Genomic DNA, 22,731 nt, shown 5'->3' on the forward strand with positions numbered 1-22,731 from the left:
CCTCCTGATATAGACACCAAAATGTTGTCTAATAGTTCAAATCAGCAACACTGGTGTGACAGTAAAATGTGGTCTGTTGTTCAGATTCATTATGAAGTATTTAGGCGGATTTCAGAATCCGCCGGAAAACTTAGCGCTTACGTCATAATAATCAAATGACTTCATATTGACAGATTCAGCTCCTTTTGTAAGTAGAGCAGATCCAAATCTTCTTGCTGTAAGCGCAAGGATTGGCTTTTCGAAGAACATCCAGATATGCGCGCCCTTGCCAGATCTTGAACGCTCAACAAGTATAGGGATATCATTATCTTCACATATCTGTCTGAATGCATTTACTTCCTGCATCCATTCAGCATCTTGGTTTGCACCATCGTCGCCGCAGATAGCTTCATCATGACAGTCGAAATCGAAAACCAGAAAATTTATGGTTTCATCAGGGAATAAAGGGTACATGCCAAGTACATCCGAGGCATCTACCTTATTTCCCATCATATGTTCATAAACAATTTCGTCAGTTAGTTCTTTATAATTCTGATTACGACACTCTCCACAGGTTACCTTTGTACCACTCTTTTTAGGACATAATCCATCCTTCCAGAAATTCCAGCATTGGGTGTAGTAATCATGTTTTCCTGTTTTCTTATTGGGTTTGCCAGAGCGAAGACTGTATACATCGCTTCGACCGTTAAAGAGGTTGCGATAGAACTTGATACGCTGTTTTGTGATTTCTAAGGGTTTTATCCTGGCGCCTTGATCTGAATCAAATAAGATGTTCTTGTCAGGAGATAGATCTTCTATGTCTTTGGCTTCACGCTTATAGGGTATACCTGCAACGTCAAGTAGGCTGTGCAGGTAATCAATCTCGTTTTCAAGTGATGCGATTCTGGATAGGTATTGGGATTCATTCATGTTAACTGGTTCCGATCTTTGTATTTTATGAGGTACGCATATGTAATAGAATAATCACGAGAACATGACTTTTACCATCTTTGCCTGAGTCAAGCAGATAGTACAATTATCATAGGATGAGTTTCAGCATGATCCCTGGCAACGATCAAAGCCTGATTATGAAGTAGAACATTTTTACTTTGTCCTAAAAATCAATCCCAAATTCGTATGTCTCTTAAGCGAATTATTGTCCTTTTCAATATACATCCACGTCTTCTTGTAAGAATCTAAAGCAGCAAATTCAGGATTGGTTATAAAATTTATAAATCCATTTAAATCGTCTTCATATTTTTCTGCAAACTCATCTGCAAGTTCTATCTTCTCAGCATCTGTATATGATTTAAGTTCCCCATATAATACATGCTCTAAATTACAGGAATTATAATATATCCTATATTTTATTCCCCCAGCCTTTAGCGAATCACATATATGACCTGTCAGAAACAATTTTTCTAAAGCTGCTTTTTTACGATCATTTCTACTAATTGTAGATTTGACATTATCAGTTTCCATTCTATCTTCAAAATACAGGATTTCTGTAGCAAGCTTATTTTCCTTAACGAAGGTCGAATTCACAAAAGCACCATCAGTATCAGCCAAATGAATAATCTCGATTATGTCATCTGGATCATATCCATATTTTTCCATAGTTTGTTGAACCAAATTATTCAGTTTAGATACAATATTTTCTACTGAAACAGAGAAATCTGTGGTTATATCACCACCTATTACTACAAATTCAAGTTTTTCACTAGAGAAATATTCCTGAATTATGGTACCTAACGCAGCTTTGTCAGAAGCTCCCTCTACGATGAAAACAATAACTTTCTTCTCAAGATTCCCCAATACTCTTTCCTGCCTTTCTAAAAGCTCTAGCAATCTTTAAGCTGTTGGTCTCATCATAAATAACTTCATCCTGTCCCCCCAATGTAAGAGCCTTTATATATTGCTTTCTAAGGTTATTAGACTCTCTTACATTCTTCATTCTTATATATCGATTATCAGGATTTACTGTAGAGAATACGATATTCTCTTTATCAAGCATTTCTAAAGCTCTAAGATTATGAGAAGTAAAAATCAGCTGGCCTTTACCATCAGTATTAAAAATATCTAGAAGTTCGCCCAGCATGTATTCAAAAATTCCAGCATCAAGCTCATCTATAACTAGGCATACTGATGGCTGATTATAAGCCTGTATCAATGCGCTAAGTATGGAAATAATCTTAACTATCCCTTCTGATTCCATTCTGATCGGTATTTCAGGCTGATCATCTCTCTTAGACATAAGTTCAACCTTCCATCCATCTTCGCCAGAATCCAGCGCCTGCTTTCCATGCTCTTTTACTACAATCTGAAGCCCTGGAATAATCTTATTAAGTACGATATTGATCTGATCTACTATTCTATGTAATAGCTCTTTTTCTTCAAAAGGTAATGTTATAGGTTCTCTCAACAAAACCGGCAAATCGCCTTTACTTCCGCCTTCATTCTCTTCAATTCTAAATGCCATTGGCAAGATTATCTGTGCTGTTATCACACCGGAATGTGCATTTCTGATCACAAATAGATCTTTTACCGCAAAATGATATAACGTCTTGATAATATCTGAGTAATCCCTAAAACCGTTTGAATACTGTCTGCAAAATACTTCTCTGCTACTCTCACCAAATATGTATGAGCACCGGCTCTTTTCTGCCATCTTCTTAGCTACAATTAAATCTGTTTTATTTTCTTTATTCTCTTCAACCAATTCCTGAACTCTTATAGCAGGTTTAAATAGCTGTGATGAATCATTCCTGTCAAACTCAATAAAAACAGTTTTATTCGTGCGATCACCATTTTCATTCTTTGCACAACTCAATGACTCTTTATCTATAACAATACTTTTATCTTCTCTTTTTAAAACAACTTTATATGTTACTTCAAAAACCACTTTTTCAATAAAAATATTGAAATCCACTTCAATTTCTGCGCTTTGAGAGCCTGTAGTCAGGTATTCAGCAATATCCTCATCAAGTGTACTTCCCACTAGAATTTTCTGAAGAAAGAACATAGCATCTACAACTGCTGTTTTTCCAGATCCATTTTGTCCATATATGCCAAGTACTTCTGAGCTATCGTTAACAAACTCTTTTTTTAGGCATGATGGCATAACTATTTTTCCATTTCCAACATTTTTAAAGTTCTTAATAGTAAGAGCTGCTATACGTACTATATTATTCATCTACTGCAACCTCCTACCTGTATCATAGCATAGCATCTAAAAAATGCAAATGTTTTTGGTAAAATCGTAATTAAAATACGTTTTCGTCAAAAACATTTGCATTTATAACAAAATTGGCACCCCAAATAGATGCGCCTTACATTGCCTTACAGTTAAAACTATAATCATTATTTACCTTCTTCAGAAATATGCCTTCATCATAGTTTAACCTTAACTCATCCTTGCTGATTACCTTCTGTTGAAACATTACATGATTACTATCCTCTAACTCGCAATCATAAATGCGATACTTCAAAATATCGAGCATGAATCGCATGTTTTTCCATAATATGCGCATAACATCTTCGCCGTGTATGATTTACCAAAGCGGCGTGGCCTGCTGATGCATGTGAGTTTGTCAGTGGTATTTATTGTGTTATTAATAGACTCGATAATACCGGTTTTATCTACGTATATTCCATTTAATATGGATTTGAAATTTTCGTTTCCCGGATTAAGAAATAATCCCATAGGTCCTCCAATAAGTTGCTATACTCCATTTGGATTATGAGGGTTAATCAACATCGCGCCAAAAAATCGCAAATTATTAGCTCTCAAAGCATACTCGTTTTCCATTTATTACTGCCTTTTTTTATTCTTTATCTTATAATTTTTTCAAAATCATCCTTACCGTGCTTACAGATCGGGCAGATGAAATCATCCGGGAGATCCTCACCTACATACTCATATCCGCATATAGTACAGCGCCATACTGTTTCGCCTTTTGGTGTTGTACCTACAGGCTGTGGCTTTGGTTTTATATTGTTCTGATAATACTCATATGTACAGGAGGTAGCATCAGATAGAACTGTCATAAAGACAGGTTCACAGATAAATAGAGTATGTGAACCAAGGTCCATTTCTTTATCTACTTTTAATGAGAAGTATGCATTGGTGCCTGCTGTGATATATGGGATACCATTATCTGCTATCTCATAGGCCGGAGCGCCTGAATCCTTAGCAAACTTATCTACTGTTTTTCCTGACTGGAATCCAAAATGTTTGAACAGGGCAAAGTCAGCTTCATTACTGATGACTGATATATTGCATGCTCCTGTTTCTTTGACCATATCATGGGTTAGATTAGCTTTATTTATGGCTATGGATATTCTGTTTGGATCTGAGGCTATCTGGGCTGCGGTGTTGATGATACAGCCGTTTTTCTTTTCACCTGATACTGCTGTGCAGACGAATAGTCCGTAGGATAACTTGTACATTGCTTTGGGGTTGAGTTCTTTTGAATTCATGGTATTGATCTCCTTTCTTGGGATATTTACACTTAACAATTTTTTAACCCTCAAAAATTCTCACTATCTCAGCAACATCTGTTCTTGGGTTACAGTCTTCTGAGGGCCAATCTTTTCCTGCATGATACGCCTCAAGTTTATCTGCATTGCGTAGTGCGTCTGAAATCCTATCATTACACAGGCTATAAACATCCTTACTTTTCTCATAGTCCGGAATATATTTCTTTAAGTCACCAATAACCATGTCACCATTAAGATATGTCTTTGTCGTAAACTTGAAATGCAATAAAAACCATATTTCAAAAGTAGGATTTGATATCACAAAACTAATAGACCGGCTTAGCTTTTCTTTTGCCAATCCCCCTCTTTTTTATACCTATCTCACGCTTTGGCATTACAGTTCCTCCCCACGAATATAAGGTATAGCGCCATAGCGGCCAAGAAGATATCCCTTCTCTATATTGTCTGTTTTTCTTACTGACAACTCATCCAAAGAATATAGATCTGATACTCCTGTCTTATTATTTTTCTCTGTAAAATACACCTGGTCTCTTCTAAATGTAGCTAATGAGAGTAGGGATGTATCATGTGTAGTAAAAATCAGCTGAGCCCCTTTTTTATTGATTTCTTTATCCCTGAACATATTAATAATATGTTTAACAATAAACGTATGTAGGCTCTTATCAATCTCATCAACAACTACCACTATCCCCTTTTCAAAAGCATCTTTGAGAAAAGGTCCCAAAATAAAGAGCTGATTTGTTCCCAGAGACTCTTCTCCCATTCCCAATATATACCTTGTTTGGTCATCACCGTCGCCAATAATATGCTCAGTGTTCACTTCGATTTGTTCAATTTCTTGAGCCGCTATAGCTGATAATGTCTGTCCATTAATAATTACTTGAGGGGCTTGTATTCCAACTGGATACTGCATTTTTGTTTTCTTAACATCTATGCTAATCTTAGAAATATTGATATCTGCTGACTGTAATAAGCCTTCTGTAAAGCTTATGTAATCCTGTTTTTTCTCACTCTTGTATAAGTCCAACGCCAAATCCGTAAGTGACTGCGTATCTGTAAAGGTCACCATTTTCTCAGACAGCCACTTATATGGAACCGTAGTGCTCTCAGTATTCCAATTTGTGGCAGTAGCCAAAAAAAGCTTATTAGGCGTGTTAAATCTAACCAAAGGCTCAAGTATAGTTTTTTGCCCCTTAAACTCATATTTTTCAGCAGTTCTTTCAAAAATAATAGTCGGCCTTTGGCTCTTGTACTGATATAAATACTCCTCAGTTATTCTTTTACTATCAGCGGCGAATCCATAAACATACCTAATGTCATCATCTGCAACAAAGATAAATTCGAATTCCGATGGTTCTTCAACAGTTTTCGCATCAAATTTGAATGGAATCACAGATCCAATCGACTGGTTTACCTGCATAATATTAGATAGTCTTACCATATTTATTGCTGCAGTCATTGCCTTAAATAAGCTGGTCTTACCAGAAGCATTTGCACCATATATCGCTATTAGATTAGTTGCAGAATATCCATTTTTCTCATTTATGTTTTCCGGATGATCTGTATCTAGCGAAGGATTTAACGCCAAAACAGCCTTTTCCTTAAATGACATATAGTTTTTTACAGAAAACTGAATAAGCATATACTTTTACCACCCTTTCTAGTAAAAGTATATGCTTATATTCCTGTAATGTCAAAAATTAATTTTAATATTTGCCATTATTACGCAATAATCAATTTTATATTCTGTAAAAAGTTTACCTTGTCCTATTCCTTCAGCTCCTTCAGCCCTTAGCCCTCACACATATCTTACCTAGCTTAAACCTGACTTTGATCCTATACGTTATACAATATCCTATGAACGTACAATCATTGCCTATCGTATCCAGTAACAAATGCAAAGCATACCCCATAGTTATCCCTATTATGACAGGGTTCCTTGTTATAAGCGCTGCTATTATCAATACTGCAAGATACTCATACGCGTGAAAGATAACGCATATCGTATCTTTCTTCTCAAAATACTCTCCGCTTGAAAACTCTTTAAGTGTAGGTTTTACTTTTGTTCTTGCGCAGTACATGCCATATTCTAAAGCATGATCTATATCACACATAAAAGCTGACAGGCAGGATGTGCCAGCCAGCGCTATATTCTTAGTTATTGCATATGCTCCTGCTCCCAGGATGATGCCACTTATTATATGTTTGTCGGGAGTCATAGTCTCTTTAGATCCTCTCTCTTTTTTATATGTTCGCCGCTTATCGGGCTTACAAAAAATGTCTGCAAAGGATACTTCCCTTGCAGACATTTCGGCTCTTTTATTTAAATCTCTTTAACCCAAAGTCCATGAAGGTTACAATACTCATATACTGCTACTGCCTTAGCGCCATCTGCTACTACGAATTCAGCAACAGGCTTTTCTTCAGGCTTTAAGTATTTGATCTGTGCTCCAACAGTTGTTTCAAGTGCGATAAACTGAATGAAGTGTCCTTCAACCATAGGGTGCTCTACTTCGCCTACCTGAACCTTTACAGTATTACCATCAACGGTTACTGCAGGTACGTGCTTTTCTACTGCGCCGTCAACTGCACCGGGCACGAGCTCTTTCATTGGCTGGCCACAGCATACAACTGGAACACCTGAATCATTCAACTTCGTAATTATGTTACCGCAAGTTTCACATCTGTAGAATTTCATGTAGGCACCCTCCTTATTTGAAAAAATATATCAATACGATACTGTAATTTTAATTATAGCACTGTTAACTTATGATTGTTATAATAAAAAGGATTAATAAATTTTTGTTAGGGAGAAGGTTTAAATATGGGTAAATTAAACTTCTTAGCCGATCTTATCAAGGATCCGGCAACAAGGTTCTATTATCTTTCCGCACACGGTTTCTACCACTCAATGTCTGATGAAGACTATGTCAAGAGGCTCTGGAAATACAAGATGAATAAACCTTTGAATCTTGACGATCCCAAGACTATCTGCGAGAAGCTTCAGTGGCTCAAGATCCACGATCACAATCCTCGTTATACCACACTTGCTGATAAGTATGCGGTAAAGCAGGTTGTTGCTGATGCTATAGGTGCAGAACACGTTATTCCTAATTATGGGGTATGGGATAGTTTTGATGATATTGATTTTGATAAGCTTCCGGATCAGTTCATCTTAAAGACCACTCATGATAGTGGCGGATTCATGATCTGCAAAGACAAAAAGACTTTTGATAAAGCTGCTGCCAAGAAAAAATTCGACAAGGCTTTAAAGCGCAATTTCTACTGGAGTGGCCGTGAATGGCAATATAAGAATATTAAGCCAAGGATAATTGCTGATAAGTATATTGATTCTCTTGGAAGACCGGACTCTCTTGAGTATAAGCTGACCTGTATCGATGGTAAGGTTGCCTTCACCACAGTTTGCAAAGGCATAGCACACACAGACTTAAGTCTTCGTTCCAATGATCATTTCGACAGACAGGGCAATAAGATGCCATGGTATGCTTATTACAAGCCTTCCAAGGAGCCTGTAAGCCTTCCACCACAGATAGATGAGATGATAAGCTATGCTGAGAAGTTATCCGCAGGCATTCCTTATGTGCGTGCTGATTTCTACATCGTAGATGGTGTTATCTACTTTGGCGAACTTACTTTCAATACCTGGGACGGCTTCATGATATTTGAGCCAGATGAGTGGGATAGAAAGCTTGGAGATATGATCACTCTTCCTAAGCTGTGATCACTCCAGTTCCTTTTGCATCTTCTCTGCCACGCGGTACTGATGCAAAGTTCTTATGATCCTTAATACGATTATTGTTATGGGGAAGGATACCTTGTTATGAACAAGTGACAGGTATGCTTCCCTTGTATTTCGTGCATAACCCTTTAAGCCTGCGCTTGAAGTTCCGCCATAGAACATTCTGATAAGGACTTTGGGAATGTAGCCAAGCTTTAAGGTTCCATCTGCAAGGATCCTTATCATAAACTCATAATCTGATGAGCTTCTATATTCGGTCTTATAAAGGCCGTATCTGTCGTATATTTCTTTCCTGATATAAAGAGTCGGATGAGCCGGCATCCATCCAGTATGTATGTTTCCATTTGGCATATGCCAATAGCGCTTCCACACATCACCCTGGGCATATACAAGATCTGAGTGGACTGCATCATATCCGCCATCTTCCAGAATATACATATAATTGGATACTGCATCGGGGCATGTGAACTCGTCGTTAAATACAGCTATGACATCTCCTGATGCCATACGTATGCCCTTGTTCATGCCATCATATATTCCCTTATCAGGCTCGCTTATCCATCTTATGGAAAAGTTCTTATAGTGCTCAGGATCTGCACTGATCTTATCAGCATACCCCTTGATGACATCAAGAGTTCCATCAGTTGATCCGCCGTCTACTATAACAAGCTCTATATCAGGATAATCCTGAGTAAGGGCGCTCTTTATTGAAATTAGAAACTGATCATGACAATTGAAGGTTGTCATGATCAGGGATACTTTTTTAGTCTTCTGTTTCATCGGGATTGCTTTCTGCTCTGCTGCCTTTCGATATCTTCAGCAACGATCTCTTCTCCAGTCTTATTCTTAAGCTGCTCCATCGATGCTGCAGAAAGGCCATTGTTAACAGCTGCATTAAAATCACAGGTACTGCACTTATCGAGCTGCTCTTTGGTCACCTTACCGTCACGGTAGTCTCTTACAACCTTAAGCTCATACATGCTATACTTTTTCTTCTTCCAGAATCTAAGGAACTTATGATGGATTACCCACAGAGCAGGAACCCATATATACTTGTGCATTGCAGGTGATACAGATCCTATCATCCAGCAGTTTCTGTCACAGTGTCTTACTTTAGCACGTACCTTCTCGGCATCTTCGCTGTTCCAAAGTTCATCCCAACTCTGGGTATTAAGGTTACCCATTACCTCTTTATCCTTGGTTCCGTTACATGGCATTACATCGCCATAAGGATCGATAAAGAAGGTATCAAAACTCATATCACAAGGCAGAAGGCGCTTCTGACCATAGATATAGTTTATAAGTCCGTGATTAAAATAAGCTCTGAACCACTTCTTAGGGCTGTTTGAATCAAGAAGCTCATTTACAAGATCTTCGAAGTGTTTACCAACCATCATTCTGTCATGAATGATATTCTTGGCTTCTACAAAATAGAAGCTGTTATGGAGAGATGCCGTTGCAAACTCCATATCAAGTTCATCAGAAAGCTTGTAAAGAGGCACAAGGTCTGCCGCATTCCTGTCCTGAACAGTCATTCCAAAGCCAACATCCTTAAGACCCATCTCACGAAGCTTTTTAAGGGTCGTATAGCCTCTGTTGAAGCCATCAGGAAGGCCTCTTATCTCGTTATTGGTCTGTTCTAGGCCTTCGATGGATATACGGATACCTATATCAGGGAACTCCTTACAAAGGTCGATGATCCTGTCTGTAAAGAATCCGTTAGTTGATATAACGATTCTGTCGCTCTTCTTCTTGAGCTCTCTTACGATGTCCTTAATATCCTCTCTGATAAAAGGCTCTCCACCTGTAATGTTTGTAAAGTACATGGGCGGAAGTTTTTTAATAGTCTCTATTGAAAGCTCTTCATCAGGTTTGGAAGGCGCTTTATAGCGGTTGCACATATTGCAGCGCGCATTACATCTGTATGTTATTATGACGGTACCATTTAACTTTTTCATCTTAATAAAAATCTCTTTCTACCAATTTTCAAATTTTATCAGCCAATTTATATTATCTCTTTATATACAAGATGATCATATGTATATGCAAATATCACCTAATTATACCATTTTCATCTATAAGTACCCAGCCCTGCCAGTAATCATGCATGAGGTCTTCTACTACATCCTGGTTATTGCGCATCTTGTAGGTCCTTATCATGATCTTGTCAGGTCTTGCATTGAGTCTTGCTCCCCAGAAGGAGAAGGTTGAGTTTGCACAGATATTATATTTACATCTGCTCATAAGCTGCATATCAAGAAGGCTGTCTGTTCCTTCATTGCCGGTAACGATAGTAAAGCGGGCTCTGTCAGGGTACTTTTCTTCTGCATACTCAGGATCATTAGAGAAGATATAAAAGTGAGCATCAGGAGACTTCGACAGGACATATTCTACAGCTGCGTCATAATAAGCGTCAGTTGCTATATTTCCAAAAAGGTCTACATTGACCTGCTGCGTTACATAATCACCGCGTCTTAGATGTATGCAGGCTGACTCTCCGCCGTTTTTATTCATCATCTCATCCATTAAGGCTTCATTTATTTCCTGCTTCTTAGGATCAGAATGGAGAGGGAATACAAAATCCTTCTGAAGCTGCGGCATAATATCCGCATAATACTTATTGCAAAGAAAGAACCCTTCAAGATATTTATCTTCAAGATCAAATATCTCAGGGTGATACATTTTGCTTTCTTCAAAGATACGGCTTGTGGATGGTATCAGCTTATTCAAAGTTTTTGTTACAAAGCTTCTATTCACAAACTTTCCGCGTTCATCATTAGAGCAGACATCCATAGGAAGATCCTTGAAATACTTAAGCTCGCACTTCCTTGGAGCTGCCAGACCCTTCTGGCTGTCTGCATCAAACCATGACAGGTCAAGCTTTACGTCCTTGCCAAGACTCTTTAGTTTTCTATACATGGCGTACTGCTGCATCTGATTGCCCAGGCCGCCTGCGACTCTGATTATTATCATGTGACCCCTTTTATCTTCGCTATCTTTTTAGGCTTTCTTCCTGCGTCTTAAGATGCCCAGTAAATACTTAAATTCACTGCTTCTTCCAAATATGATCAGGAAGAATGCATTGTAAACAAGGCTTATCACAAGACCTGAAACTATAAAAGCAGGAATTGATATAACAGGAAGGGTATACTTACTAAGAAATACGCATACAACAAGCGTTACTATAAGCACTACATGGTACTTTACAGAATCTATAAAATACTCTCCGGCTTTAATATCAAAGCATTCATTGTAGATTATTACAGGTCTTACAAAGTTGGCAATAAGTCCTGATACAACGGTTCCGATATATACACCCACAAGGCCTATAGTCTTAGCAAGAGCGATAGATATAACAAGGTTTACTATACCCTGTATCATAGCAAGATACTTGTCCTGTTCAAACTTGCCGGCCGCTGTTTTGAAGTTATTAACTACTATCCTTTCGCCCTTAAGATAATACTCTACTACTATCCAAGCAAGTATATTCTGGGCCATAGCCCATTCCTGGCCGTACATTATCACTATAAGAGGTGTTAAGAGGATATAGAATCCAACTGCAGAAAATCCATATATCCATACTGCAAAGAATCTATATACCTTAAACAGCTCGTACTGGCGCTTTTTGGTCTCAGTTGCGATAAGATTGCCAAATCCAGGAAGCGCTGCATTAAATATGGTGTTAACGAAACTGGATATCGTATTTATGACCATGTTGAAGTTACCTACAAGTCCTGTAGTCGTAACATCAATAAATGCTGTAATAATGATGGAATCTGTCTGAAGCCTTGCTGTATCGCCTATCTTAAGCCACAGAAGAGATGCTGTCTTTTCTTTTACAACATCTGTCTGCTGTTTGGTAAGAGGCCTTACTTCCTTATCTTCAAGATAAGGATACATCTTATTAAGATAGCGGCTCACAACAACCTTCTGCAAGAGCTGTACAAAAGCATCTGTAAGAAGGTAGGCATAAAAGCTGGATGTAAGAAATAGAACTACTATCTGTGCTGTGACTGAGAACATCTTGGTCACAGTTGTTATATTGGTCTGTATATAGGATTTCTGCTGGGCATTAACAAGACTGTATTTATATGCAACAAGATATGATGTCGCGCTGTTGAAGAGAAATATCAGATAGTACAGTGTCAGATCCCTGACAGTTACACTTCCCCTGTCCTTAACTATGTATGGAAGAAAAGGAGCTATAGCAAGACCTATAACTCCGACTGTAGCAGCGATTATTCTATATGCCTTCTTATAAAGGGCCATATATGACTTGATAGTCTCTGTGTCATCCTCAGCGATCGGCTTATAAAGGCTGAAATTAAGGGCTGTTCCTATTCCAAGCTCCGCCAATGACAAAGCTGATAATATGCCTGTATAGAATTCATTAACGCCAAGAAGCGTATCTGACAGGCGCATAATGAACAGCTTCCTTGCTCCAAAGCCAAGAAGCGCTGTTATGACTGTACCGAGATATCCAAAGAAAATATTTCGAACGGTATTTTTGACTCTTCCTGAGGTATTAGCCATTTCTTCCCTCATTTATATTTATTATTATTAAGTGATCAAAACTTATCATAGGCTTTATCATTGCCCATAGGTGCTTTCCCATTCATCATAAGGGATTGCTATTATGGAATTTACTCCAAAATATTTAGTGTATTGAACATTGGTCCAATATGTCGGATCATCAGAAAGCTCCATCTCATAAGCACAGGTATATCTACAGGCAAAATCTGTATGGAACCTTGCTACAACTATATCCTGATTGCCCGAAGCAATCTGCTCTTCAATATATGCTATACGTTCATCATAATCTCTTCTGATACGCTGAAGATTAACTGCTCCTTCTACGATATCAAAAAGAAGATATATAGTCATAGCAATAGCAACAGAGACGTATACAAAGTGGAGCATGATACCTGCTGCCTTGTGCTCTCCATCTGTAAGAGGAGAATCTGTCTGCATATTGTCAGTAATACCCTGAATGCAGGCAATAAGAAGGAATATTCCTGGGCCAAAGACTGCTCTTATCTCCGGAAGAGATGTAAGTGCCAGTGCATATACAGTTGCAAAGTGAAGGAATAAATAAAGTAACCTTTTCCTCATCACTACAACGTAATCAATAAGGCCTTTTTCTTTTCCATCCGCAACGCTAATAACAACTGTCCAGATCATTGTAGCCGCCATGATCATAAGGAGTACTAAAAAGGCATCCTTTTCGTATAAAGTCAGCTTCTGAACTCTTGCTACTATCGCCATGATACCTGTATAGTTATCGTCAGCAGCAAGAGCTGCTCTTGTTCTTACTCCGGGTCCCAGTACGAGAAATCCAAGTCCTATAAGATTTCCTGAAAGGGCACTATATAAGAATGTGGGAATCTTTATCTTTTTAACTTTTCGATAGATTATATAGATGAGAATAAAAAGGATACTTCCACCTGAAGTATTCTCATTGCACCATCCTGCAAGCCATCCAAATATAAACACAAGGATAACCCAAAGTACCTTTTTATCTATGCTTTCATTCTTATCAAATTCAATGAGCAGTTGCCTTACAAGGGTCACAAATCCAAGTATTATGGTCATTCCCCAAAGGTAAACAAAGGCTCCGCATTCCCACAGGATTGTCTGTGAGAAGGATACTGTAAATATCCAAAGTCCAAGCTGTGAAAGAAGCATTACGAAAGGATCGTATTCTTTTTTGCCATCTATATTCAGATATATGAGTACTGATAATGTTGTGAATACAATGCTGTTTGCAAGCTTTAGAATGATCTCAGGAGCATTCAGGAATATTCTAAAGCACATGAAGGTTACGCTCCTGCCATTCCAGGTCATGTACTGGTGATATTCCTGCCTGAAAAGGTCAAGAAGGCTGCCAGCCGATCTTGCCTGACCGGCATAATCAAAATCATCCGATAACATCGGAGTAAAACAATTCATTGCAAATATAAGAAAGAAAGATATCATCACTATTAAGTAAAAGCATATCTTTCTGTTCTTTAGATCTATATTCTTAAGATCTGTATTCTTAAGATTTGATACCATCTTATTATTTCTCTTTCTGGGATTAAGGATCATTTATTCTTCTTCCACGTTCCGTAGAGCTTCAAATACAAAGCCGGTGAAAGTCTGAATATAGATACTTTTAATTTATATCCTTTGGAAAGTCCTGCAAATGCTCCCTCTCTCTTACAAGCATGATTAAGGGCTTCGCGAACCTTTACTATAGCATCTTTGGTGTTCTCATCATGAGGAACCTGTGCGATCTTACCTGCAACAAGCATTGCAGAAACGATCTGCGTAGTAGCAAGCTGAGAGAAGATAATGTCGCTGATGTCGTCTTTGTATGGTGTAAGGAGCTCTTCTGCTCTCTGCCAGCATCTGATCTGGTCTATATAACTTGGTTTATAGGAGCTGTTCATAGCCCCGTTTTCATTGTCATAATATTTATAGGAACCGGCATCAATTGAAAGGACTGACTTTGCATTGCCGATCTTGATCGCAAGCTTTACAAGAAGCACCATGTCTTCGCCGATAGTAAGGTCATCTTCAAATCTCATGTCCTGCATGATTTCTTTGCTGTAGAGCTTACTCCAGACATGGGCATCACGGTTAAGGATTCCATGCTCAAGGAAATAAAAACCAGTTATAGGCTGAGTATCAAGTATCTGGTCTGTCATGGTGATAACAGAAATCACCGTGGGATTAGCAACATTTGCGCCTTCCTCCTTAGCTATCCTTATAGCATTCTGTCTTGATTCTATAGGGCTTATCAGCCTCTCAAGATAATCAGGCTCTATGTAGTCATCAGCATCAATGAAGGTGATCCATTCTCCTTCTGCATAGGAGAGACCTTCATTCCTTGCATGAGATACGCCCATGTTCTTAGTATGCTTAACAAATACAGCAGGAATAGCGCCATAGTCTGTAGTATAGCCATCACAAAGCTTACTGCTTCCGTCTGTAGATCCGTCATCAACAAGTATCAGTTCAAAATTCCTGTAAGTCTGGGCAAGAATAGACTCTACACATCTTGGGAGACAGTTTTCCGCATTATAAACAGGCACTATTATCGATATGAAATTCTTACCTGGTTTTGAGATTTCCATTAAATAACCTTTCTGTTGTCAATCACTGAAAAGATCTATCCAGTATCCTCCCAGTTCCATGGGATTACGATCTTTGGTTCCAAGATCCTTTAACAGTCTAATTCGCTTCTGGGTCTTGGGCGCGGCAGCTATGAGCTTGTCCTTAGTTGCTTCATTTATCACAATGATGTGATCGGAACGTCTAGCTGCTGATACCAGTTTCCAGCTGATCCGCTTTTCTTTCTCAGAACTGTCTTCGTAGATCATGATGGTCTTTCTCCCTCTATACACTATTGGGAGTCTTCCTTCCGGAAAAAAGATCCTGTCACAGCCAAGTTTCCTGGCTATGGCTCCTGACTTCCATTTCTGCCACCATGCTGAAAGCATTCTGTCTCCGGGGTCACCCTCCATAAGAAGAAAGCTTACACCATCGACATCCATATCACACTGATTAGTAATATTACCCAGTACCATGATATGATGCTCCATATCTCTTCTGGAATTCTCATTCCCGAGATAATGTATCAGCTTTACTGTCAGCTCATATATTCCGTTTGTTGACTGGTCCCCTTTGACCAGCCTGAAGCAATCTATTGCAAGATTCATGACGCTCCGCTTCCCTTAAATACTACGCTAACGGTTTTTAATAATATCTTCAGATCAAGTCCTAAGGACCAGTTATCAATATACTGAAGATCCAGTTTTACGATCTCATCAAAGTCTTCAATATCACTTCTTCCACTGACCTGCCACATTCCTGTAAGGCCGGGAGTCATTGATATACGACGTCTGTAATACTCGTTGTACTGTTCAAATTCTGCCTCTGTCGGTGGTCTTGTACCAACAAGGCTCATATCACCCTTAAGGATGTTGAGAAACTGTGGGAACTCATCAAGTGATGTCTTACGGATAAAGGCTCCCACCTTTGTGATCCTTGGATCATCCTTCATCTTGAACATAAGACCTGTCATCTCATTCTGAGATTCAAGCTCCTTTTTTCTCTCCTCAGCATCTATATACATAGATCTGAATTTGTATATCTTGAACCTTCGTCCGTTCCTTCCTATTCTCGTCTGAGAAAAGAAGATGGGGCCGGGTGAGTCGATCTTGATCGCAAGTCCGACAAATACTGTAAGTATTCCTGTAAAGATAATACCTACAAGTCCTCCAAGGATATCGAACATTCTCTTTATGATAAGTGCTCTGTAACGGCCTGTACCCTTGGAATAAGTAACTACGCTGTATCCGCCGATCATATCAACGGAGGTCCTTCCTCTCATGCCGGGAAGTTCTACGCAGTAATTAACTCTTACGCCCATATCCTGAAATGCGTTGATAACGTCTTCCAGAGCATTCTGGGTACTGTCAGGTGTATATATAAATACATCATCAAGTGGCATGATAGTAACAGTCTTAAGAAGGCCTTTTCTATCTGCAATGATATTGACTCCTCTTACAACTTCGCCCTTCATATCCTTATCAAGGCATACAGCACCAACTATCCTATAGTTGATGTCAAGATGATGCTGAAGGTGTCTTATAGTCTTCTCCAGGAACTTCTCTTCTGTAAGGACAAGCATCTTAACTGCTGTATCTGCATTTTTCCAGTATGCACCAAGAAATGTCTTGGCAAAGTGGTGTGAAAGAAGTGTAAGGATATAATCAAGAATTGCAAAATAAAACATTACAAGTCTTGAGAAGGTACTTCCGATATTTATAAGGTATATGATAACTGTTGTGCCAACAAAAATAACCATCTCGTATTTTATGAGAGCATAGCTTTCCTGCGGCATACGCCTCTTCATAAAATCTCTGTTATAGTCAACACCAAATGAATATACCGAAGCCACAAATATTATGACTACACAAACTAAAAAGTGGAGATTTTTGGAATACATGTCCCTGAAATTCTGGAACCTGATGAAGGTTGCAGCATAAAAGCATATAACTGCGACAACCATATCCAAAAACCACAAAAGATATTTAATTGAAAACTTATTATCCCCGTTCATTCCCCTGCTCCTCCCGAGCATAATTCATAATATATAATCCCATCACCAAAAGCCCAAAATTTCGTCCCGCATAAACCGAGACTAAATGTGCTTCTACAACAGTATAAATGCACATGCAGGATAGCACAACAAGTGTCTTGCCATCTTTTTTGAGCATGGACAGAATATATACAAAAATTATTAACCCAATCACACAAATTGCAGGTACCCATCCGTACCAGAAGAAGAGCCTGCAAAAACCCATATCATAATATATCTCGTACTTGTCATCCGCAAAGAGATGCCAGGAAAATATCGAACCCTGGTGGTATTCGTTACCCCAATACAGATATGTTATGCGTCCAGTTAAGATCCTGTTTACTATCTTAAGTATATCTTCAAGCCAGCCATCTATAAGAACTGCTTCACGCCCCATGGCCCTTAGCTCATCCATGGCAGATGACTGTCCTATGCTATATACACTTAACCATCCTGACCATATGGAAAAGAGGACTTCAAATATAAGTAAGACAATCCCTGTAATATAAGGAAACTTATATTCTTTGATCTTAGTAGCCTGTACTATGACAGCCGCTATAATAGCAAGGAGCGTTACCCCCGCTCCTATCTCGCTTCCTGTCATCCTCCACAAGATGATATCCGCTATAACTAAAGCCAGATAATGATACCACTTCATCTTCTCCATATACAGATATATGGCAAGAAGTACTAGCATAAGGAACATGCAGTGAAGAGCGTTGGGATCTCCCATTCCAAGTACATACTGCATCTGGCCGGTTGTTCCGGAGAGCTTTTGCACTTCACCAAGTATTCCCAGTAAGGAAAGAAGAACAAGGATCGTACATCCTCCAAGTGTCTCAAAGAAAAAGATCTTTAGCTTTTTGGTAATATCAAGCTTCCTGCAGGCTGCAATGACCATAAGGAATCTTAGCATCTCATTTCTTCCGGAGGTCTTATAATCTATGACAGCGATAAATCCTGCTACTAATAGAAGTCCCCATTGCCATAAGTTATAAAAGCCCGTTATACCTTTTTTGACATCACCGGGATTATCCTTAAAGCCTTCATATATCCCAAGGATCACTATTATAACATTTATAAGAAATGTGATCCTGAATACCTGTCCTTCAAAGCCTAAGTGAAGCGCACTCTTATCTATGATAACTATAAGGATCTCTATAGTCAGCATAAGATCAAAGAGAACATTTCTAAGTATACTGATTAAATTTTTATCTGATGCTTTCCTGATCTCGTCCATCATATCAGTTGCCGTTCTTGCCGCCGAAGTCTGTGAGATGTCCTATAACCTTACCTGCTGCCCTGAAGAGGAACTTAACGTCATCGATACTTCTGATTCCTGCTATTCTTCTTGCAAGGAACTCAGGGTTAAATGATACCTTATAAACACTCTCAACAGCTTCTTTGATCTTCTCAGAACCCATTGGAGTCTTCATAACAGGCATTCTCTGATCGAAGTCCTCATATTTTTCTGTAAGGAGCCATCCGTTCTCTTTACACTCTTTATAAAGAGGTGTTCCCGGATAAGGAATAAGAACTGTTGCCTGAAGTGTATGTGCCCAGCCCTTGATAAGGATCTGACGACCAAGCTTTACAGTGTTCTGGACCATCTTCTCATCTTCCCATGGATATCCGAACATAAGAGTTATGTGAGGTGAAAGGCCTGCCTTCTTGGCATTCTTAAGGCTTTCAACCATCTTGTCAATATTCTCTCTCTTGTCGATCCTGTCGAGAGTTTCCTGGTTAGCACTTTCAAGTCCGAAGAGGACAAATCTGAAGCCTGCTTCACGCATAAGTCTGTACTCTTCATAAGAAAGAGCATCAAGACGCATGTTACAGTCCATGATAACTTTCTTATTATATCCGCGGTCGATCATTCCCTGACAGAAAGTATGGAGCCATGTTCCAATAGGGAATGCCCCTGAATCGTCCATGATCTCCTTAACGCCGTACTTTTCAATAAGCATTCCGATCTCATCAAGAAGGCTCTCGGGAGATCTTGTAAGATACTGAGGATAAAGAGTTGTCCAGCTGCAGAAAGTACACTTATGGTGCCAGCAGTCACGTGCTGCCATTGTATAGGTTCCGGGTGTTCTGGAATAGTTACCGTTCTTTTCACTATAGAGCTTCCACTTTGTAAGGTCTCTGTCTATAAGAGGAAGGTCGTTAAGGTTCTGATTAAGTACAAATACACCTGTAGATGCAATGCCGCTTTCAGCGTTTTCTCCTGCAGCATTTTCTTTTCTATACCAGATACCCTGTGGAAGATCTGATACTTTGACCTTACCGCCATTAGCTTTAAGGTTATCAAGAAGGTCAGCCATAAGGAAATCATAGTTACCACCTGTAAGTACATAATCTGCCTTACAGGAGTTCATTGTCTCCTCAGGGAAAGCTGTAACATGATCGCCTACTACTACGATGATCATATCAGGCTTCATCTTCTTGTATTCATCAATGATCTCCCAGTGGAATCTTACTACGGGAGCCTTGGTCTCGATCATCATAACGTCAAGATCACGTCCCATGACTTCAGCTGTGAAGTCCTTGTAGGTCTTCTCTTCTGCGATTCCGTCATCCCAGAATACTTCATAGCCTTTGCTCTGAAGGAGGGTCGCACAGGATGCAGGTACCATAGGGTATATATATGTCGGACTGTTGAACCACTGGAACTGACGATTCTGTCCCAGAAGCGGTACTCCCTTTACGTTTTCAAGCGGCGGATATGCTATTGATACTCTCATTTGTAAATCTCTCTTTCTATAAATCCGTTTTTAGTAAGATAGTTAAGTTCTTTATATTATGTAAATCATCATTTTTGGTTATCAATCAGATTATAAGTCTCTTGAACTTAGTGAGGCTTTTTAAGCTGGCCTTTAAGATAGTCTGCGTACTCTTTCTCACTTTTAAGACCCAGTTTTTTATATACATAAAAGTACTCTTTACGTACAAGATTTGGATGGGACAGGCAGTAGCTTGTCATCTGACTGTCACTTCTTCCTATGCTCATAAGCGGCTTATTGGTATAAACAAAGCTGCCGCCACCTGCTCTTATCTGGCGTATATAAAATTCCATATCTATAAGCCATTTAAGCTTTGGATCATAGAGCCTTCCGTTATTCCTGTAGATAGTAGCACTTGGAGCGCCTATTACACTTTTGGTATAAAGATTTCTTATGTCCTTTTTGATAAGAAGCACATCTTCATCAGTAATGTGCCTTGCATATCTCCAGTCGGCGGACACTTCCCATGTCCCGGAAAAGGCAAGAGGTGCATCTGACTCTTCAATAAGTGATACGTATTCTGAAAGCGAATCCTTATCTGTAAACCAGTCATCATGAAGCATCATCTTGATGTACTGACCCTTGGCATTTTCTATTGAAGAGTTCCAGTTATCTCCGGGCCTTCCTGTTGATGTGTGCTTTTTGTAAATAAGTCTGTCGCCGAGGGCGCCTTTGTATTTTCCAGCAATGTCTTCAAGTGATGATGAATTATTATCTGTAACATCGTCAGATACTATCACTTCATAGTCTGTGAAGCTTTGCGCTACTATGCTGTTTAAAAGTCTCTCAAGGCCATCCCTGTCCCTGTAGGCAGGTATGCATATTGAAACCTTAGGCATTTAGGTGTCCTCTTTCTTCTGGCCATACCGTATTCTTCTGTACAGTACCTTGATCCAGGGAGTCTTATCAAATTTAGGGAAGTCTGCGTTCTCGCCTCCCCATTTATGGAAGGTAAAGGGCTTTATCCCTGTGGTCTCTTCAAATGTCTGCTCTCTTCCAAAGTATCTTGCAACTTCTATAGGAGCATATTTACAGCCGGCAGCTTCAAGCTCCTTATGATGATGGCAGCACAGAAAGCCGTCTTCATTGTACCATCCATAAAAGCTCTCCCATGGAAGATTAAGCTGTCCGGGAAGGTCTAAGAGTTTCTTACTTCTTATTCCGACGCTGTTACCAACTCTTATTATCTTTCCATCAGGATCTCTGTATTTTACAGGATCGTCATCAGGTGGAAGCGGCCATGGAGATCCGATATAGTCATAGTCAAGGAACTCATCTCTCCAGCTCTCAGGATGTATTACAAAGCCATCATAGTGAACCAGAAGGATATAGTCTGTTTTTATGTATTTACCAAGCTCATATACACAGGCGTAGTTAAACTTGTTGATCTCATCTATCTTGTCTATATGAGCATAGCGGATCTTCTTTGGAAGCATAAAGGGCTTTTCATGGGTTATAAGAACCGCATCACCAAAATCTATGCCGCGCATGCTATATAGCATTGCTTTGATCGTAGGTTTTATCTTAACACTGGTAAGAGCTACAAGCGTCACATTTGGAAGCTGAAGTTTACCATTTTTATACTCAGGCATATCAATCCTCAATATTTCTACTTACTTAGTCCAATTTTTCTCATCACATGATGATAAGCCTTACGGCAAAATCTTCCCACAGTCAGGTCAAGCCTTGCTTTTATGCGCATCCATCCTGTGATAGGAGGCATTACAAGGTAACCGTAATAATCCAGGTTATCAAGAAGGTACTGAGGGTATCTGTTATCTACTTCAACCCTTTTAAACTCAGCATCTCTTCCGAGAAGGTCTCTTCCAAGTATCAGCTGATCCATTGTCTCTGCAAGGATCTCTCTGTCATTGTATTCCTGATGAGCTGCTGCCTTGACCTTAATGCCGATCCTCTTGGCTGCATTGGTCTCTTTGATTCCGCCCATGTAGCCAAAATGCCATCCGCCATTTGGTACGCGGACTGACCTTGGATCTGTGGTTGCGATCTGATCGCGAAGTCTTACGATTCCGTCCTTAGGGAACTGGTTAATGCTTGTGATCTTGGTACCAAGCCACTTTCTGTCTTTTTCAGGAATCTCTGGGAACTCGCCTTCTGTTTCAAGGAGCTTACCGGATACTTCCATCATGTTTATAAAAGCATAGAAATTGTCCTGGGCAAGGTGATATACCTTACCCGGGTCAAACTCTGCAAAGACCTTTGTAAGAGCCTTGGGATCAGGGATCTCATCACAGTCGCTGAGCATTATTATGTCATCTTCTCCCGCATCCTTAAGGCCTTCTATAAGGTGGTTCTTCTGAAAGACATCTCTTTCAAAAGCGTTTATATCAGTAGGATTTTCATCTACGACTATATAAGTGATCTTATGAAGAAAGTCCTTGAACCTGTCCTTGTTCTTCTCAAAGCACAGTTCCTTGGGCTGACCCGAAAAGGTAGTCGTAGCTTCTTCTATAACGAATCTGTCTACATATTTATCAAGGATATGAAGTCGCAGATCCAATATATCTACTTCGTTAAAAAAAGGAAAGCAATCGTAAACCATTTTTATTCCAATCAATTTG

The 22,731-nt window shown here is 39.3% G+C and carries 23 protein-coding genes; 1 reads left to right on the forward strand and 22 read right to left on the reverse strand.

Features of this window, described 5'->3' with window-relative positions; all coding sequences use genetic code 11:
* Positions 1 to 111 precede the first annotated feature (111 nt).
* From WAA20_RS17815 to WAA20_RS17855, 9 genes are all read right to left on the reverse strand, one after another.
* A complete protein-coding gene (locus WAA20_RS17815; protein ID WP_073386444.1) occupies positions 112 to 909 on the reverse strand; it encodes a hypothetical protein in 798 nt (265 codons plus the stop codon).
* 174 nt (positions 910 to 1,083) lie between these two features.
* Positions 1,084 to 1,794: a hypothetical protein gene (locus WAA20_RS17820; protein WP_073386445.1), complete on the reverse strand. Its 711-nt coding sequence runs from the start codon at positions 1,792 to 1,794 to the stop codon at positions 1,084 to 1,086.
* On the reverse strand, positions 1,781 to 3,172 hold the full coding sequence (locus WAA20_RS17825) for an AAA family ATPase (RefSeq protein WP_073386453.1): 1,392 nt from the start codon (positions 3,170 to 3,172) through the stop codon (positions 1,781 to 1,783). The genes WAA20_RS17820 and WAA20_RS17825 overlap by 14 nt, the downstream gene beginning before the upstream one ends.
* 291 nt (positions 3,173 to 3,463) lie before the next feature.
* Positions 3,464 to 3,682 carry an AAA family ATPase gene (locus WAA20_RS17830; protein WP_073386459.1) on the reverse strand — a complete coding sequence of 73 codons (219 nt, stop codon included), beginning with the start codon at positions 3,680 to 3,682 and terminating at the stop codon, positions 3,464 to 3,466.
* 128 nt (positions 3,683 to 3,810) lie between these two features.
* Complete coding sequence (locus tag WAA20_RS17835; protein ID WP_073386461.1) at positions 3,811 to 4,458, reverse strand: flavin reductase; 648 nt, start codon at positions 4,456 to 4,458, stop codon at positions 3,811 to 3,813.
* Between the two features lie 43 nt (positions 4,459 to 4,501).
* On the reverse strand, positions 4,502 to 4,816 hold the full coding sequence (locus WAA20_RS17840) for an RloB family protein (protein ID WP_073386462.1): 315 nt from the start codon (positions 4,814 to 4,816) through the stop codon (positions 4,502 to 4,504).
* A gap of 36 nt (positions 4,817 to 4,852) precedes the next feature.
* Positions 4,853 to 6,091 (reverse strand): ATP-binding protein, encoded by a 1,239-nt coding sequence (locus WAA20_RS17845; protein WP_207649278.1) that lies wholly within the window; start codon positions 6,089 to 6,091, stop codon positions 4,853 to 4,855.
* A gap of 172 nt (positions 6,092 to 6,263) precedes the next feature.
* Complete coding sequence (locus WAA20_RS17850) at positions 6,264 to 6,788, reverse strand: hypothetical protein (protein ID WP_073386465.1); 525 nt, start codon at positions 6,786 to 6,788, stop codon at positions 6,264 to 6,266.
* Between the two features lie 14 nt (positions 6,789 to 6,802).
* Positions 6,803 to 7,177: a desulfoferrodoxin family protein gene (locus WAA20_RS17855; protein WP_073386466.1), complete on the reverse strand. Its 375-nt coding sequence runs from the start codon at positions 7,175 to 7,177 to the stop codon at positions 6,803 to 6,805.
* Positions 7,178 to 7,303: 126 nt separating this feature from the next.
* On the opposite strand from WAA20_RS17855, the gene WAA20_RS17860 reads away from it, so the two are divergent.
* On the forward strand, positions 7,304 to 8,221 hold the full coding sequence (locus WAA20_RS17860) for an ATP-grasp fold amidoligase family protein (protein ID WP_073386467.1): 918 nt from the start codon (positions 7,304 to 7,306) through the stop codon (positions 8,219 to 8,221).
* Here WAA20_RS17860 and WAA20_RS17865 read toward each other — a convergent pair whose 3' ends face one another.
* The 13 genes from WAA20_RS17865 to WAA20_RS17925 form a co-directional block, all read right to left on the reverse strand.
* A complete protein-coding gene (locus WAA20_RS17865) occupies positions 8,222 to 9,019 on the reverse strand; it encodes a glycosyltransferase family 2 protein (RefSeq protein ID WP_073386469.1) in 798 nt (265 codons plus the stop codon).
* A complete protein-coding gene (locus WAA20_RS17870) occupies positions 9,016 to 10,203 on the reverse strand; it encodes a radical SAM protein (RefSeq protein ID WP_334292857.1) in 1,188 nt (395 codons plus the stop codon). Before WAA20_RS17870 ends, WAA20_RS17865 begins: the two co-directional genes overlap by 4 nt.
* A gap of 88 nt (positions 10,204 to 10,291) precedes the next feature.
* A complete protein-coding gene (locus WAA20_RS17875; RefSeq protein WP_073386472.1) occupies positions 10,292 to 11,212 on the reverse strand; it encodes an alpha-1,2-fucosyltransferase in 921 nt (306 codons plus the stop codon).
* A gap of 27 nt (positions 11,213 to 11,239) precedes the next feature.
* The gene (locus WAA20_RS17880; RefSeq protein ID WP_073386474.1) at positions 11,240 to 12,772 is read right to left on the reverse strand and encodes an oligosaccharide flippase family protein; all 1,533 of its coding nucleotides are present in this window, start codon (positions 12,770 to 12,772) and stop codon (positions 11,240 to 11,242) included.
* Positions 12,773 to 12,829: 57 nt separating this feature from the next.
* Positions 12,830 to 14,326, reverse strand: a complete 1,497-nt coding sequence (locus tag WAA20_RS17885) for a DUF6056 family protein (protein ID WP_073386475.1) — start codon at positions 14,324 to 14,326, stop codon at positions 12,830 to 12,832.
* On the reverse strand, positions 14,323 to 15,357 hold the full coding sequence (locus tag WAA20_RS17890; protein WP_073386477.1) for a glycosyltransferase family 2 protein: 1,035 nt from the start codon (positions 15,355 to 15,357) through the stop codon (positions 14,323 to 14,325). The genes WAA20_RS17885 and WAA20_RS17890 overlap by 4 nt, the downstream gene beginning before the upstream one ends.
* A gap of 18 nt (positions 15,358 to 15,375) precedes the next feature.
* Positions 15,376 to 15,942 (reverse strand): hypothetical protein, encoded by a 567-nt coding sequence (locus WAA20_RS17895; RefSeq protein ID WP_073386479.1) that lies wholly within the window; start codon positions 15,940 to 15,942, stop codon positions 15,376 to 15,378.
* Positions 15,939 to 17,348, reverse strand: coding sequence for a sugar transferase (locus tag WAA20_RS17900; RefSeq protein ID WP_073386480.1), 1,410 nt, complete (start codon positions 17,346 to 17,348; stop codon positions 15,939 to 15,941). Before WAA20_RS17900 ends, WAA20_RS17895 begins: the two co-directional genes overlap by 4 nt.
* On the reverse strand, positions 17,335 to 18,609 hold the full coding sequence (locus WAA20_RS17905) for a hypothetical protein (RefSeq protein WP_073386482.1): 1,275 nt from the start codon (positions 18,607 to 18,609) through the stop codon (positions 17,335 to 17,337). Before WAA20_RS17905 ends, WAA20_RS17900 begins: the two co-directional genes overlap by 14 nt.
* Before the next feature lies 1 nt (position 18,610).
* Positions 18,611 to 20,110, reverse strand: a complete 1,500-nt coding sequence (locus WAA20_RS17910) for a radical SAM protein (protein WP_073386484.1) — start codon at positions 20,108 to 20,110, stop codon at positions 18,611 to 18,613.
* 107 nt (positions 20,111 to 20,217) lie between these two features.
* A complete protein-coding gene (locus WAA20_RS17915) occupies positions 20,218 to 20,988 on the reverse strand; it encodes a glycosyltransferase family 2 protein (protein WP_073386486.1) in 771 nt (256 codons plus the stop codon).
* Positions 20,989 to 21,741 (reverse strand): DUF5672 family protein, encoded by a 753-nt coding sequence (locus tag WAA20_RS17920; RefSeq protein WP_073386487.1) that lies wholly within the window; start codon positions 21,739 to 21,741, stop codon positions 20,989 to 20,991. It abuts the gene before it with no gap.
* A gap of 17 nt (positions 21,742 to 21,758) precedes the next feature.
* On the reverse strand, positions 21,759 to 22,712 hold the full coding sequence (locus WAA20_RS17925; protein ID WP_073386644.1) for a glycosyl transferase GT17 family protein: 954 nt from the start codon (positions 22,710 to 22,712) through the stop codon (positions 21,759 to 21,761).
* Positions 22,713 to 22,731: the final 19 nt, after the last annotated feature.

Source organism: Butyrivibrio fibrisolvens (assembly GCF_037113525.1).
In the GTDB taxonomy this organism is placed as follows: Bacteria; Bacillota; Clostridia; order Lachnospirales; family Lachnospiraceae; genus Butyrivibrio; species Butyrivibrio fibrisolvens.

Bases quoted from the DNA above. Each gene is read 5' to 3' on its own strand.
- WAA20_RS17925 (WP_073386644.1), bottom strand. From the start codon at position 22,712: ATGGTTTACGATTGCTTTCCTTTTTTTAACGAAGTAGATATATTGGAT.
- WAA20_RS17910 (WP_073386484.1), bottom strand. From the start codon at position 20,110: ATGAGAGTATCAATAGCATATCCGCCGCTTGAAAACGTAAAGGGAGTA.
- WAA20_RS17880 (WP_073386474.1), bottom strand. From the start codon at position 12,772: ATGGCTAATACCTCAGGAAGAGTCAAAAATACCGTTCGAAATATTTTC.
- WAA20_RS17885 (WP_073386475.1), bottom strand. From the start codon at position 14,326: ATGATCCTTAATCCCAGAAAGAGAAATAATAAGATGGTATCAAATCTT.
- WAA20_RS17890 (WP_073386477.1), bottom strand. From the start codon at position 15,357: ATGGAAATCTCAAAACCAGGTAAGAATTTCATATCGATAATAGTGCCT.
- WAA20_RS17905 (WP_073386482.1), bottom strand. From the start codon at position 18,609: ATGATGGACGAGATCAGGAAAGCATCAGATAAAAATTTAATCAGTATA.
- WAA20_RS17830 (WP_073386459.1), bottom strand. From the start codon at position 3,682: ATGGGATTATTTCTTAATCCGGGAAACGAAAATTTCAAATCCATATTA.
- WAA20_RS17920 (WP_073386487.1), bottom strand. From the start codon at position 21,741: ATGCCTGAGTATAAAAATGGTAAACTTCAGCTTCCAAATGTGACGCTT.
- WAA20_RS17815 (WP_073386444.1), bottom strand. From the start codon at position 909: ATGAATGAATCCCAATACCTATCCAGAATCGCATCACTTGAAAACGAG.
- WAA20_RS17835 (WP_073386461.1), bottom strand. From the start codon at position 4,458: ATGAATTCAAAAGAACTCAACCCCAAAGCAATGTACAAGTTATCCTAC.
- WAA20_RS17850 (WP_073386465.1), bottom strand. From the start codon at position 6,788: ATGTCTGCAAGGGAAGTATCCTTTGCAGACATTTTTTGTAAGCCCGAT.
- WAA20_RS17865 (WP_073386469.1), bottom strand. From the start codon at position 9,019: ATGAAACAGAAGACTAAAAAAGTATCCCTGATCATGACAACCTTCAAT.
- WAA20_RS17895 (WP_073386479.1), bottom strand. From the start codon at position 15,942: ATGAATCTTGCAATAGATTGCTTCAGGCTGGTCAAAGGGGACCAGTCA.
- WAA20_RS17855 (WP_073386466.1), bottom strand. From the start codon at position 7,177: ATGAAATTCTACAGATGTGAAACTTGCGGTAACATAATTACGAAGTTG.
- WAA20_RS17875 (WP_073386472.1), bottom strand. From the start codon at position 11,212: ATGATAATAATCAGAGTCGCAGGCGGCCTGGGCAATCAGATGCAGCAG.
- WAA20_RS17860 (WP_073386467.1), top strand. From the start codon at position 7,304: ATGGGTAAATTAAACTTCTTAGCCGATCTTATCAAGGATCCGGCAACA.
- WAA20_RS17825 (WP_073386453.1), bottom strand. From the start codon at position 3,172: ATGAATAATATAGTACGTATAGCAGCTCTTACTATTAAGAACTTTAAA.
- WAA20_RS17845 (WP_207649278.1), bottom strand. From the start codon at position 6,091: ATGTCATTTAAGGAAAAGGCTGTTTTGGCGTTAAATCCTTCGCTAGAT.
- WAA20_RS17915 (WP_073386486.1), bottom strand. From the start codon at position 20,988: ATGCCTAAGGTTTCAATATGCATACCTGCCTACAGGGACAGGGATGGC.
- WAA20_RS17900 (WP_073386480.1), bottom strand. From the start codon at position 17,348: ATGAACGGGGATAATAAGTTTTCAATTAAATATCTTTTGTGGTTTTTG.